The organism is Stackebrandtia albiflava, from assembly GCF_007994225.1.
Taxonomy (GTDB): Bacteria; Actinomycetota; Actinomycetes; order Mycobacteriales; family Micromonosporaceae; genus Stackebrandtia; species Stackebrandtia albiflava.
This window is the reverse complement of sequence record NZ_VLLL01000011.1, coordinates 128,981-142,325: the sequence shown is the minus strand read 5'-3', so window position 1 is coordinate 142,325 and position 13,345 is coordinate 128,981. Positions and strand designations below refer to the sequence as shown.

Below are 13,345 nucleotides of genomic sequence, written 5' to 3'. Positions count from 1 at the left end.
GGCGTGCACCGCTTCCGCAGGTGGCGCGCACGTCGCAGAATCGGGCTAGGAGACAATTCCAGATGGCCGGACGTCGGCCGCTCGTGGGACGGTGGTTTCCGCCGCCGTCCGGCCGATCGTCGAGGCGACAACCGTGACCAACCGGCGGAACGACCGGTTCAGGCCCCCGTGAAGGAAGAACGCAGATGACCTATCCGCCCCCGTCTGGGCCACCCGGCGCGCCGGGATGGCCCGGCGACCCGAACCAGATGCCGCCCAGCGACCCCTACGGCGGGCAACCCGGCGGCGGGTTCCCGCAGCAACCGGACCCGTACGCGCCGCCCGGTGGCGGGATGCCCCCGGCCTCGCCGCCGCAGTACGACCCGTACGGTCAGCCGTCCTCGGGCGCTCCGGCCGGTTACCAACCGGGTTATCCCGGTGGTGGATTCCCGCCCTCGCAGCCCTCCGATCCCTACCACTCGCCGTCCTCGGGCGGGCCGGGTGGTTACCCGCCGCCGGGTTACCCCGGTGGCGGTTTGCCGCAGATGCCGACTCCCAAGCAGGGCGGCGGCAACACCGGCTGGATCGTCGGCGGCATCGTCGGCGTCGTGGTGATCCTGCTGGTCACCGTGGGCGCCCTGTTCATGACCGGGGTGATCGGCGGCGGCGACGACTCCGGCACCACGGCCGGCGAGACCGGCGACGGCACCGACACCGGTGAGAGCGAGGGCACCGAGGAGGCCACCGGCGGCACCTACAAGTACGTGGACGGGTTCTGCGAGACCATCGACATGTCGCAGTTGCAGGCCGGCATGGAGGAGAGCCAGCCCGTCACCGACATGAGCAGCGACAGCGGCGAGTCCATGAGCTGCATGTACACCTACGCGACCGAGGACTACGGGTACGCGGTGGTCACGGTGACGGCCGACGTCGGTGCCGACGAGGCGGAGGCCCTGGCCTCCTACGAGTCGATGATCGAGTGGTCGTTCCTGGAGAACCCCGAGGAGACGACGCTGGAGGGCGACTGGGACAACGGCGTCGTGATGATCGGGGGGAACGGCATCTCCGACACGAGCGTCTACAGTTTCGCGACGACCGGGAACCTGGCGTTGCAGGTGGGTGTCGCCGGGACCGACATGCCGTACGGCGAGTCCGACATCCCGGCCATGAACCTGGCGCTGATGGAGGAGATCCTGACGCTGACCGCGGCCTGACGGCTTGTCGTGGATCGTCGGCGCCCGTGCCGGCGGTCCGCGACGCACCTGTCAATCTTCACACCGGCAAGGATCAAGGAGCTCCCCGATGACCGGTCCATATCAGCCGCCGTCCAGCCAGCCGGGCGAGGGCGGCTGGCCAGGCGGTGACATCAACTCGCCGTTCGGTTTCACCGACCCGACCTCGCCCGTGGGGTCGGGCGACGCCAAGCCTCCGTCGGAGGCGGACGAGCCGTCGCCGTACGAGGGTGTCCAGTACTCGCTGGAGACCCCGGGCGGCAGTCCTTCGACCCCTCCGCCGTACCAGTACGCCCCGGCACCGGTGACGGCCGTGCCGATGCACGGTCCGATGGGGCCTCCGGGACCGCCGGTCAGCGGCGGCCCGATGCCCCCGCAGGGGTATCCGGGCGCGCAGCCCGGTTACGGCCCCCCGAAACAGGCTTACGGCCCGCCGATCCCGACCCCGCAGCGGGGCGGCAACACCGGCTGGATCGTCGGCGGCATCGTCGGAGTCGTGGTGATCCTGCTGGTCGTCGCGGGCATCGTCGTGATCGCGTCGCTCGGCGGCGGTGACGAAGGCGAGGGGGGCGGTTCCAGCGGCACGTACGCGTTCCAGGAGGGACTGTGCGGCAGGGTGGACATGGCGAAGCTGACTGCTCAGGACTCGACCCTGGGCGGGATGACCGAGACCGCCTACACCGACTCGCTCAGTTGCGACGCCAGTGGTGAGTACGGTTCGCTGTACGTCACGGCGGACTTCTTCGACGACGCGACCGCGGCGCAGGACGACTACAGCAGTTCCAAGAGCATCTGGCTGGACCCGGCGTCCACGTCGAACGTCCGCGACCACACGGGGTCGTGGGACGAGGGGTCGGTCGGTGACGGTTCGAGCCTCGACACGGGCGACTTCAGCGTCACGATGCTGGTCCGCGCCGACAACCTGGTGGTGTTGGTGAGCTTCTACGCCTTCGGCACCTCCGGCGGCAGCCAGGACGGCGCTATCGAGGCGTCCACCGATCTGGTGAACCAGCTGCTGACGATGTCGAAGGCGGCCTGACCGGAACGGCGAAGCGACGCCCGATACGCTGCGGTGGCCGTGTCCCCGGATCCGGCCACCGCGGCGGCGCCACCGGATCCGTTCGGGCGCATGGCGGCCGGACGCCGTGTGGTGGCACCGGTCCCGGCTTATTAATGTGTGGAAACCTTCGAAGGAACCCGTGAGCCAACGCAGCGAGGTGGCGACGTGAACAACCCGCGACCCTACGGTGAGGACCCCCACCGCGGCGACCCGTACGGTCGCCGGCCGGGCCCGCAGCGGCCGTCCGGTTATCCGTCTCAGGCACCGGACCGGGGTGGTCACCCGCCTCGCCAGTCGCCGGTACCGGATCACCGGCGGCCACACTACGAACCGGAACACCCCAGTGAGCCCGTGCCGACGTCTCCGGCGCCGATGGGTGATCAGCACGGTGACTGGGCGTACGAGGAGAACACGAAGGCGATCAGCCGGTTGGGTTACGTACCGCCGGAGGTCCGGGGCAACGGCCCGGCCGACTTCGACGCCGACCGTGTCTCCGCCGAGGACCGGGTCCGGTTCCGTGCCCGGCGACGGGCGAAGAAGACGTCACCCCTGGTGAAGACCCTCGTGATCGTGGGTGTGGTGCTGGTGGTGGGGCTGGTCGGTACGGGCGTCTGGTGGTTGAGCAGCGGTGAGGAGACCGCCGACGACTCCGGTCTGGCGTACGAGGCGTTGGAGCAGCCGTGCGCGCCGTTGGACACGTCGGTGATGTCCGACCTGTCAGGTGACGTGCAGCCGCTCGCCGAGGAGTCCGACACGATCGGTTCCAAGACCGAGCAGGTGTGCGCGGTCCGCATCGGTACCGAACCCGGAACCGGCGCCGACGTGGAGGTCTCCACGGTGGTGTTCACGCGGGACGCCGGTGCCCGCAACGAGTTCGAGCACGTGGCGGGCAAGGCCGAGGAGGCCGACCCGGACACGTTCGCGACCCTGGACGGCATCGGTGAGGCGGCCTTCGTGGTGTCGCGCCCGTGGAGCGAGGACACCGGGACCGCCGACTACAGCCTCCACCTGTACGACGGCAACGCCTACCTGTACGCGCGGATCGTCGTGTACTCGGAGATGAGCGAGACCGAGATCGCCGACCGGGCCGCCGCGGTGGCGCGCGGTTACCTGGACAACTGGCGGGGCTGAGGCCACACCGGCGTCGGATGCTCCCGAGGGGCTTCCGACGCAGTAGACGAACCCGGCGGCGGCCGGGTCTCCCGAGCGGGAGGCCCGGCCGCCGTTCTCGTCGGTACACACGACGAAGGGGCGGGTCCGCGATCGTCTCGCGGACCCGCCCCTTCGTGGTGGTTCACATGTCCCGTACGGGTTCCCCGAACATGCGGCGTTCGATCGAGGTCGCGTTCGCCCACACGTAGCGTTCCTTCGCGCCGATGCGCATCATCGCGAACATGTCGTCGTAGAGCATCTGGAACAGGCCGATGGTCTCGCCGCTGACCCGCAGCGTCGCCGAGGCCGCGGCCACCTCTTCGGCGCCGAGCCGCTGGAGGATCGTCACGTGCGACTCCTCGACGGCCTGGGAGCCGTAGAGCGTCAGCTTGGGCAGGATCGTGAGCTGGGTACGCCACGGTCCCAGGATCGGCGTGGTGGACGTGCCGTGCTCGCCGACGTCGTACACGTACAACGCCGGTGAGTGCGGGTTGGCGTCGACGGTGACGGGCCGGTCGCCGTGCAGGACCGCCAGTCGGTCGTCCCTGCCGGTGGCTCCCCGGCCCAGGCCCTCCCAGAGCTGGGGCCGGGTCGTGCACACCGCCACCCGCGCGCCGACGGCCAGTGCGCGGAACACCACCAGCCGCGCCGCGAAGGCCCCGCCGACGACGACGGCCTTCACCGGGTCGGGACGGAAGATCGGTGCCACGACCGGTTTCTGCTCGGCGTCACGTCCCAGGACCAGGCCGGACGGCGGCGCGGGCGTCGCCATCAGTTCCAGGGCGCGCGCGTTGGCGTGGAACCCGGCGGAACGGACCGGATCGACCGGTCTGCCCATGGTGGGGACCACGGTCGGCGCGTCCTCCGTGGTGGGCAGTCCGTACACCGTGCCGGAGGTGGGTGACGCCGACAGCGGGCGCCCGAGTGGTCCACCCGAGAACGGCGAGCCCGACACCGAGGCGAACGGGCTTCCCGATGTGGGAGAACCGGAAACCGGTCCGCCGGAGAACGGCGCGGGTGAGAACGGTCCGCCCGGGCCGGAGGCCGGCCCGGAGACCGGGATGCCCGACACGGGTCGTGCGGAACCGCTCGGCATACCCGACACCGGCCGGGCCGGTCCACCGGAGACCGGTGAGGCCGCCGGCGGCCCGGATGTCGGTGTGGTGGGGATGCGGGTGGTCGGCCCCTCGACGGGCGCCCGCCGGGGCGGCGCGGCGGGGGGACCGGACACGGGACGCTGCGGTGGCCTCGCCGGCCCGCCTGCCGGGACACCCGACACCGGCGGTGCCGAGGTCGGCGGCGGGGTGCCCGGTGCCCGCCCGGGGGGCGGGGAGACCGGGGCGGCCGGACCCGGACCGGACGACGCGGCGCCACCGGCCGGTGTCGACGGCCACAGTGGAACGGATCGGGTCGGTGGTCCGGCGGGTGGCGTGTCCGGCCGGGAAGGCGGGGTCGCCGGCGGTCGGGACGGTGGCGGTGTCGCGCCCGCCGGGGCGCGGTCTGCACCGGAGGCCGCGGGTTGCGGGGGCCGCTGCGGGGGCGTGCCCCGTTCGGCCGCCGGTGGCTGCGTGGGGCGGTTCACCGGGGTGGCCGGGCGGCTCGGCGGCGAGGAGGGACCGGCCGCCGGTGGCGGGGGCGTCTCCGCGCGTCCGCCACCACCGAGCTTGCGGGTCTGCGCACCGGGCACGTTGGCGGACGGTTGCCTGGTCGGCGGTTCGGCCGGGGCGGCAGGACGCGCCGCGTCGGGGTTCCGCGGTGGCGGCTGTTGCGGTCGCGCCCCGGACGGCGGTGGCGTCTGGGGCCGCTGCGGGGGCGGTGACGCCGGCCGCTGCGGCGGGGACGCCGGTGACTGCGGTGGTGGTGCCTGCCGCTGCGGCGGGGACGTGGGTCGCTGTGGGGGCGGCGGCGACGTCGGGGGCGGTACGGAGGCGGCGCCACGGTTTCCCGGAGGCGGCGGAACGGACGCACTGCTGCGGTAGGTCTGCGGGGGCGGTACCGAGGCGGCGCCACGGTTCCCCGAAGGCGGCGGAACGGACGCACTGCTGCGGTAGGTCTGCGGGGGGCCCTGCGGCCGGGACGGGTAGCCCTGCGACGACGAGGACGGTGGTGGCGGAACGGAGGCCGCGCCACGGTTCCCCGGAGGCGGCGGCACCGAGGCACTGCTGCGGTACGCCTGCGGCGGCCGGGGACCACGCGGCGGGAAGGGGCCGGGTGGCGGCGGGGGAGCCTGCTGCTCGGCCCGGTCGTCGCCGTCGGGCCGGGCGTCGTCGTCGGGCGCGTAGTGCCGCCCCCGTGACCGCCGTTCGCCGGACCGTTCCTCGTCGGATCGGTAGGAGTCTTGCTCGCTCATCAGGTGCCTCCTCCGGTGGGGGCGGACGCGTAGACGGCCGGCCCTTGTTCCCCGTCGAGTCGTTCCAGGCGCGCGCCGAGCGCCTCGGCGGCCTGCTGTACCCGCTGCACCCCGGCCGCCGCGGTGTGGGCGTCGAACGCGATGCGGGCCAGGCAGTCCACCTCGACACGGCGGCCGGTGGGGCGGCCGTCCTCGTCGCGGGTGTCGACCGTCCCGGGCCGCAGTGTGACCGAGACGGTCGTGAACACCGCGGGCACCGCGGCCAGCACGTCGATGAGGTGCGGAAGCGCGGACTCGTCACCGGGCCATTTGGCGACCCGGTACACGACGTGCTGCAGGCCGTCGCCGTGCCAGCGGTCCCACTCCTCCGCCGTGCGTTGCTGCCCGCCGGCGACGTCGGCGGTGAGCCCCAGGGACTCCCGCAGCGTGTCGCGGAGTCCGTCGGCGTCGAGGACCCGGTTCTGGACGCCGGCGTTGCGCAGGAGTTTCCCGACGCGGCTGACCGTCACGGCCAACGCCTTGTGTACGCCCTCCACGTCGCCGCCGCGGTCGGTGGCGGCGTCCATGGCGTCCTCGGTGTTCATGCGCACCGCGAGCCAACTCGTGTGGTGCACGACCGCGGGCAGTCCGCCCAGCAACTCCTGGTAGGAGGCCGCGGCGGGGCTGCCGTCGTGCCCGGCCAGGCCGATCGGGACGGTGTGGCCGACCACCTGGATCGCCGACACGGGGACACCGGACTCGGTGAACAGCCGGGCGAGCCGGTCGAGCGGGACCGCCTCGGTGACACCGTCGATGCCGCCCATGGCGAGCCCGGCGAACCATCCGCCGTCGTCGTGGCCGATGCCGATGTCGGTGTCGCGCTCGACGATCCCGACGATGCCGAGGTCGGGTGCGAGGCCGTGCAGCGGCTCCTGCGACAGGCCGAGTTGCCGTTGCCTCGCCTTCAGTTTGCGCCGCATGGGGATCGCCTGGTAGAGCCACACGCCGCCGCTGCGGGCGAACACCGGGACCAGCAACAGAAGGGCGGCGACGCCGCCACCGGCGTACCAGATCACCGCCTGGTCGGTGGGGGCGTCCATGGTCACGGTGTAGATTCCGGCGGCCATTCCGATGACCACTTCGACCACGAACAGGTGGATGAGGCCGAACGGCCCCAACCGGCCGTTGTTTCGCGCGGTGATCGAGGCGGCTTGTTCGATGCGTTGCCGTTTCTCGGCCACCACCGCCGTCCCGCGTGCGGCAGGCGCCTGCACCATCGTCATCAGGGTGTGACCTTTCGGGAGATGCATTGCGGGGGTCTGAGAAGTCATCGTATGCGTCTTGCGCCACCGGCGCCAGCGTGGGGCCGTCAGGGACGGGAACGGAAGTAGCCGCTCACGCGGCGGCTCCACAGCAGTGCGACGGCCACGCTCAGCAGCAGGATGTGGGCGAACGCGACGAGGTTCGTGAGCTGCGCGAGCCACGCCGTCATGCCGCCGGCCGCCCAGTCCGCGCCCGGTACGGGAACCGACTCCCACATGAAGACGGCGACGCTGGCGGACAGCTGCACCGAGGCGAGGCCGACCGTGACGTACCAGGTGATCCCGCGGGTGTAGCCCAACCAGACGGCGACGGCGCAACCGGTCAACGCCACGCCGCCCAGGCAGCCCAACGTTCCCGACCCGATGGCGCGTGCCACGGCGGTCGCGCCCGGGACACCGCCGTCGCCCGACCAGGCCAGGAACGCGGCGAAGGCGACCACCGGCAACAGCAGCCAGCCCGCGCCGTACCAGAACAACAGGGTGGCGAGGGTGCGGACACCGGGGGGCTCGGGGCCGTCACCGGCACCGATCAAGGCGCGGTGCCGTTCGACGCGGGTGAGTCCGCGGTCGGAGAGGAACCACAGCACCGCCGCCAGGGCCGGGAGTACCACCAGCGCCAGGCCGAACCGGACGCCGGTGACCCAGGCCGGGCGCGGGGTCCCGGAGGCGAGGTCGGCGGTGAGGTCGAACAGGACCGTGAAGCGGTAGAGCAGGAAGCCGGTGACGACGGTGACGGCGAGGCTGCGGGCGGCGGCGCGTCCCCGCCACAGCCACCACGCGGCCAGCCCGGCCGCGACCGCGCCGACCAGGTTCCCGGCGGCGGTCCAGGCCGCCTCACTGGTCGCCTCGGTGCGCAGGTAGTCCATCACCTGACGGGACTGCCCGGAACCGGCGGGGACACGGCGGACGAACGCGGCGACCGCGTCCAGGCACATGCCGCCCGCCGCCACCAGGAGCAGGCGGGCGGCGTGGCGTTGGGGGACCGCGATCACGGCCATGGGTCTCCTGCCGGTTGCGGGGTCGGTTGCGGGTTCAGACGCGGCGGGCGCGGCGGGCGGCGAGCCTGGCGTACCCGACCAGTGCCGCCTGGACGAGTAGCCCGGCGGCGGCGACGACCGCGATCAGCGGCGTGTTGACGGCTGCGGCGGGAGCCGCGCCGTCCCCGCCGTCGGCGGCTCCGGCGTGGGCGTCGCCGTCGACCGGTTGGGCCTGCTCGGCGGACAGCGCCTGCAACGGTCGGAGGGTGACGGCGCCGCCGTCGCGGGGCTCGCCGCTGTCTACCAGGTGCCGGATGAGGTCGGTCCCGGCGAGGTCGGGGAGGCGTTCCTTGACCAGCGCGAGGGTTCCGGCGACCATCGGGACGGCGAGGGCGGCGTCGCTGGTCGTCTGGTAGCCCCCGTTCGGGCCGGCGGCCATGATCTGGTCGGCGGGTGCGGTGACCGTGACGTCGGCCCCCTCGGGTATGGGGGTCATCGGCGCGCCCGAACGGTCGGTCCCGATGGCGGTGACGGCCTCGGTGTATCCGCGACCGCCTCCGGGCCCGGCGGCCACGACGACGACCACGTCGGCCGCGGCGGCGTTGGCGATGGCGTTCTGGACGGCCTCCTGGAACTCGACGCCGCGCGTGAGCGTGATGACGTCCATCCCGGAGTCGACGAGGAACTTGATCCCGGCGGCGACGTGTTGCGGATCGACGATGCCGGTGCCCAGTGACACCGAGGTGATCTGGGCGCCGGGGGCGACTCCGAGGACTCCGGCGTCCTGCCCGTGGCCGCGACCGGCCAGCACGGAGGCGACCGCGGTGCCGGTGCCGACGGGGTCGGTGAGGCTGTCGGTGTCGCCGAAGGCGGTGCCCTCGGTCACGGCTTCGGCCAGGTCGGGATGCCGGGCGTCGATCCCGGTGTCTATGACGCCGATCTTCACGCCCTCACCCGTGGAGAGCTCGTGGGCGGCGGGGAGTTCCAGGGCGGTGAGATGCCATTGGGCGTCTCGCACCTCGTCCGCCCCGGCGGTGGCGGGGAGGCTGACGACCAGGGCGGCGGCGAGTATCGCGGCTGTCCACGCCAAGCGCATCGGCGGTGTCCTTCGGGGTTCGCGAAGCGGCGCCGGGGCAGCCGCCCCGACGCCGCTTCGTGTGTGGTCGGCGTTCACCGCCGAGTGTGCTGTTTCGGGCTGACCGGCCGGTCGGGCCGGTCAGCCGTGTCTGCTACCAGTCGTCGTCATCGTCGAAGGCGGCGTTTCCGCCACCCAGCGACGGGGCCTGCTTCTTCGGCCGCTGACCGGAGACGCCCCGGATCACTCCGGGAACCACGTTCTGGTCGACGGTGAAGACCTGTTCCTCGTACGTCGACTCGACGCCCTCTTCGTCGTCCCGGCGCTTGACGACGCCGGTCCGGCCGGGCCGGGCGCCGTAGTTGTCCTGGAACGTGCCGGACAGCTTGCCCGCCTTGGCGCCACGGATGACGCCCCGGTTGAGCTGGTCGCCGCCGGACTTCACCTTCGGCGCGCGTACGCCCGGAGCGGGCTGGGTCGCGCGGCTGGTCGGCGGTACCGGCAGGTTGGACTTGCTGAACCGGGTCGGACGCATGTCCACCGGGACGCGCTGTCCCGGCCGCTGCTGCGACGGCCGGTTCTTCGGTCCACCCCGGACTCCCGGCATCGGACCGGTGCGGGCCGGCGGGGCTCCACCGGGCTTCGACTTCGAGTTGAAGCCCTGCGGCACGCCCGGCGGCCGGTTGGCCGGGACCGGCATACCGCGTCCGGGACCTCCCGGGCCACCCGGCACCGGCTTTCCACCCGTGCCCGGCATCGGTGACCGAGGGCCGATCACCGGCGGCTGGATGTTGCGCACCGGCGGCGGCTTCGGCGTGTTGTTGAAGCCGGGACCACCCGGACGCGGGCCGATGACCGGAGGCACCGTCCTGCCCGGTGGCCGAGGCGTCGGGCCGGTGGACGGCGGCGGCGGCTTCGGCAGGTTGGGCGGGGGCTTCGGCGTCGGAGTCGGCGTCGGCGTCGGCCTCGGCAGCCCTGGCGGGGGCTTCGGCGTCACCGGCGGCGGCTTCGGCAGGCTCGGCGGCGGCTTCGGCAAGCCGGGGGGCGGCTTGGGAAGACCGGGCGGCGGAACCGTCGGAGGCGGCAGGGTCGGCGGTGGCAACGGTGTCGGCGTCGGAGTCGGCGTCGGCAACGTCGGAGGCGGGAAGTTCGGCGGCGGCATGGGCGGCGGGATCGGGCCCTGGAGGTCCGGTCCGCTGCCGGGCGGCGGGAGGGTGCCCGAGGGCGGACCTCCCGGGTAGCCGGGTGCGCCGGGTCCGCCCGGGTAACCGGGGCTGCCCGGAGTGCCGGAGCCACCGTCGTTCCAGCCTCCCGGGTCGGGGATGCTGGAGTCGCCGCCCGGGTCGGGTGGCGGGGTGTACGAGGCGGGCGCCCAGACGTCCTCGACGTAGATGCGCGAGATCTCGCGGCTGCCGTAGCTGACCGCCCTGCGCGCCTCCTCGTCGAACGGCGCGCGCTCCTCGTCCCAGTCGGGCTCGTCGGCGCCGTCGAACGGGTTGTACCAGTCGTCGTCCTTCTTCGCCTGGTCGTACTCGTCCTGCTTGTTCTTGCGGTGTTCGTCCCAGGCGATCTTCTGGCCGACGACGCCGTAGTAGGCGAACGCGGCCGCGCTGGACAGCTCGTCCCAGGCGCGCGCGTTGCCGAGCGCCTTCTCCTGGGCCTCCTTCATCGACTCGAGGGCCTTGTTGGCCTCGTCGAAGTACACCTGCGACGCCTGGCTGTTCCAGGACTCCTGGGCCTTGCCGATCGACGCCTCCAGCTGCATGACCTGGTGCGTCAGCGTCTGGTACATGCCGTACCAGCCGGCCGCCTGGTCGTCCATCGGGCCGTAGTTGAACTCCTGGGCGGTCTCCCAGGTCAACGGTTCGCTGGAGCAGACGTTGGGGCCGTCACCGTCGTAGAGGACCGCGTAATACAGCGCGTCGACGCTCATGCCCGAGAACTCCTCGAGCGGCGCGTCTTCGTAGTTGGTCGTCACGCTCTACCTCCTTTCGTGTCCTAGACCGGGATGGGACCGCCGCCGGGCCGCGACGGGTAGTCGGGGCGCTGCTCCGGCGGGATGCCGGTGATGTCCCGGATCGTCTCGATGTCGGCGGCGTTGAGCGCGTCGGTGCCGGAGAACCGCGACGCGATGAGCATCGACATGTTCGCGAGCGCCTTCTGACCGTCCGACTGGGAGCGCATGACCTCGGAGGCCCGCTCCATCGACGTGACGGTGTACTCCAACGCGCTGCGCACCTGCGGGCTGATGCTCGCCAGGCCGACGGCCATGGAGAACTGGCCGCTGTGCTGGTTCGTCCCGTTGACGCCGAACTGCTGTGCGATGGCGTCGACACGCGGACGGAAGTTCTCGTTCTCTCCCCGCATCTGGAGACCGAGACCGTAGACGGTCTCGACCTCGATCTCGACCGGCTCCGATTCGGGGAACTCCATGGAAGGCCGGGGCTCGTAGCCGGGCGGATAGTAGTCGGTAGTCATGTCTCGTTACTCCAACAAGATTGTCCACCGCGTTTCAGACGCAGCATGATCTGACCTTGAGTGGTTTGTGGTTAAGCCTAGCCTGGTCGGGCAAGGGGTGGACTCCCTACAACGTGCCACCGCGCCCCGGTGATGCCGGATTGATATGTTCGGCGTGTCCGATGGCGACATTGCGCGGCGCATCCGTTACGGTGTGCCATGATCCACCGGCCTATCCCTTCGTTCGGGCGACCATGGCGATACCCCGTTTTACCCGATCGGCGCTTCTGACGGAACCCGTTCTACGCAGCCGCCGAGGGCGCCGGCTGGCGCGCCGCGTGGTGCTGCCGTTGGCGGGCGCGCTGCTCGCGACCGCGTTGCTGATCACGGGTTTCGCCAGGTTGGGCGGGGCGCCGGCCGATCACCGGCAACCGTTCCGGTGGGAGGGCGCGCCGGTGTTCATCGCCGGGAGCACGGTTCCGGGCACCTACACGACCTGCGTGATCGATCCGGCCGTGGGCGAACGGCGGCGCGTGGCGGTGCCCGGCGACGGCGGCGGGATCGGGCTGGACACCTGGTTCGAGGGTCCCGCCACCATCACCTGTGGACGATCGGTGTCCGTCACGACCGGGGCGCTCACCGGTCTCTACCCGGTCGCGGGCAGTCCGTTCCTGTTGTGGCCGTTGGGTTTCGTGGTGGTCGCGGCGTGGCGGCTCGGCCGTTTCCCCGACCGGAAGATGAACGTTTCGCGAACCTTATTGTGGAGCGGCTGTGGACCACGGGCGCGGGTTGTGGCGGTTCCATGGAAGTGCCGTGCCGACGACCGGTCCGCGGTGGGGCCGGTCGTCGGCACAGCCGTGTGCGGTTCGCCGGATCAGGCGGTCGCGAGTTGGTCGGCCGCAGCGAGGATGTCGGCCGCGGCGTTGCTGACCTGGGTGTAGACGCCGGGGTAGCCGGCGCGAGCGCAGCCATAACCCCAGCTGACGACGCCGACCTGGACCGGGTCGCCCGATTCGTCCCGGGCGATCATGGGACCGCCGGAGTCGCCCTGGCAGGTGTCGACGCCGCCTTCGGGCAGTCCGGCGCACAGCATGGTCGCCGGGTCCAGATCGGAGCCGTAGGCGTCCTCGCAGGTCGCGTCGTCCACCGAGGGCACCACGGCCTTGAGCAGGTACCGCTGTTGTGGGCCGCCCTCGGAGGGGGCGCCCCAGCCCATGATCTCGAACTCGCCCTCGTCGTGGTCGCCGGTCTCGGCGATCGGGAGGAGCCGGGCGTCTGCGACGGGCGCGGACAGCCTGATCAGCGCCCAGTCGTCGGTGCCGTCCTGGTCGTACTGCGGGCTGGAGTGGACGTACTCGGACCGGTACTCGACGATGTCGGGGCTCTCCAGGTCGACCGACCCGTGGTAGGCGGTGATGGAGGTGTCCGCGCCGGTGCCGTCGACGCAGTGCGCGGCGGTGAGCACTATCCGGTCGGTCAGCAGGGAGCCGCCGCAGCCCATCGACAGTCGCACCATCCAGGGGTACTCGCCTTCGTCGGCGGGGGTGCCGCCGACCACGTTGACGCCGGGGCCGTCGGTGTCGTCGGCCGATGCCGGGAGGGACGACGCACCGAGGGCCAGGGCGCCGGCCACGACGGCGACCCCGGCTCTGAACAATGTGGATTTTCGCACGTGGGGAACTCCTTTTCGGGGCTGGAACGCGAAAGGTTTACGCATTCCTTGCGCCCCAACGTAAAGGAGCCCGCCCCACCGGGGCAATAC

At 72.2% G+C, this 13,345-nt stretch carries 11 protein-coding genes; 4 read left to right on the top strand and 7 right to left on the bottom strand.

Annotation, left to right across the window (positions count from 1 at the left end; genetic code table 11):
• Positions 1–185: 185 nt before the first annotated feature.
• The 3 genes from LX16_RS25235 (at position 186) to LX16_RS25225 (ending at position 3,402) form a co-directional block, all read left to right on the top strand.
• On the top strand, positions 186–1,193 hold the full coding sequence (locus LX16_RS25235) for a hypothetical protein (RefSeq protein ID WP_147144460.1): 1,008 nt from the start codon (positions 186–188) through the stop codon (positions 1,191–1,193).
• 88 nt (positions 1,194–1,281) lie between these two features.
• Positions 1,282–2,250 (top strand): hypothetical protein, encoded by a 969-nt coding sequence (locus LX16_RS25230; RefSeq protein ID WP_147144458.1) that lies wholly within the window; start codon positions 1,282–1,284, stop codon positions 2,248–2,250.
• Between the two features lie 393 nt (positions 2,251–2,643).
• Positions 2,644–3,402, top strand: coding sequence for a hypothetical protein (locus tag LX16_RS25225; protein WP_147144456.1), 759 nt, complete (start codon positions 2,644–2,646; stop codon positions 3,400–3,402).
• A gap of 163 nt (positions 3,403–3,565) precedes the next feature.
• Here the strand turns inward: LX16_RS25225 and LX16_RS25220 are convergent, their stop codons facing one another.
• The 6 genes from LX16_RS25220 to LX16_RS25195 all read right to left on the bottom strand — a co-directional run bounded on the left by LX16_RS25220 (position 3,566) and on the right by LX16_RS25195 (position 11,604).
• Positions 3,566–4,519, bottom strand: coding sequence for a hypothetical protein (locus LX16_RS25220; RefSeq protein ID WP_147144454.1), 954 nt, complete (start codon positions 4,517–4,519; stop codon positions 3,566–3,568).
• A 1,253-nt stretch (positions 4,520–5,772) separates the two neighbouring features.
• Positions 5,773–7,035, bottom strand: a complete 1,263-nt coding sequence (gene eccE, locus LX16_RS25215) for a type VII secretion protein EccE (protein WP_158645738.1) — start codon at positions 7,033–7,035, stop codon at positions 5,773–5,775.
• An 86-nt stretch (positions 7,036–7,121) separates the two neighbouring features.
• Positions 7,122–8,072, bottom strand: coding sequence for a hypothetical protein (locus tag LX16_RS25210; protein WP_147144451.1), 951 nt, complete (start codon positions 8,070–8,072; stop codon positions 7,122–7,124).
• 34 nt (positions 8,073–8,106) lie between these two features.
• A complete protein-coding gene (locus LX16_RS25205) occupies positions 8,107–9,147 on the bottom strand; it encodes a S8 family peptidase (RefSeq protein ID WP_147144449.1) in 1,041 nt (346 codons plus the stop codon).
• Positions 9,148–9,280: 133 nt separating this feature from the next.
• Positions 9,281–11,104: a WXG100 family type VII secretion target gene (locus LX16_RS25200; RefSeq protein ID WP_147144447.1), complete on the bottom strand. Its 1,824-nt coding sequence runs from the start codon at positions 11,102–11,104 to the stop codon at positions 9,281–9,283.
• Between the two features lie 20 nt (positions 11,105–11,124).
• Positions 11,125–11,604, bottom strand: coding sequence for a hypothetical protein (locus LX16_RS25195; protein WP_147144445.1), 480 nt, complete (start codon positions 11,602–11,604; stop codon positions 11,125–11,127).
• 20 nt (positions 11,605–11,624) lie between these two features.
• On the opposite strand from LX16_RS25195, the gene LX16_RS25190 reads away from it, so the two are divergent.
• Positions 11,625–12,524: a hypothetical protein gene (locus tag LX16_RS25190; RefSeq protein WP_147144443.1), complete on the top strand. Its 900-nt coding sequence runs from the start codon at positions 11,625–11,627 to the stop codon at positions 12,522–12,524.
• Here the strand turns inward: LX16_RS25190 and LX16_RS25185 are convergent.
• Positions 12,458–13,255 (bottom strand): S1 family peptidase, encoded by a 798-nt coding sequence (locus LX16_RS25185; protein ID WP_244615976.1) that lies wholly within the window; start codon positions 13,253–13,255, stop codon positions 12,458–12,460. The genes LX16_RS25190 and LX16_RS25185 overlap by 67 nt on opposite strands.
• Positions 13,256–13,345: the final 90 nt, after the last annotated feature.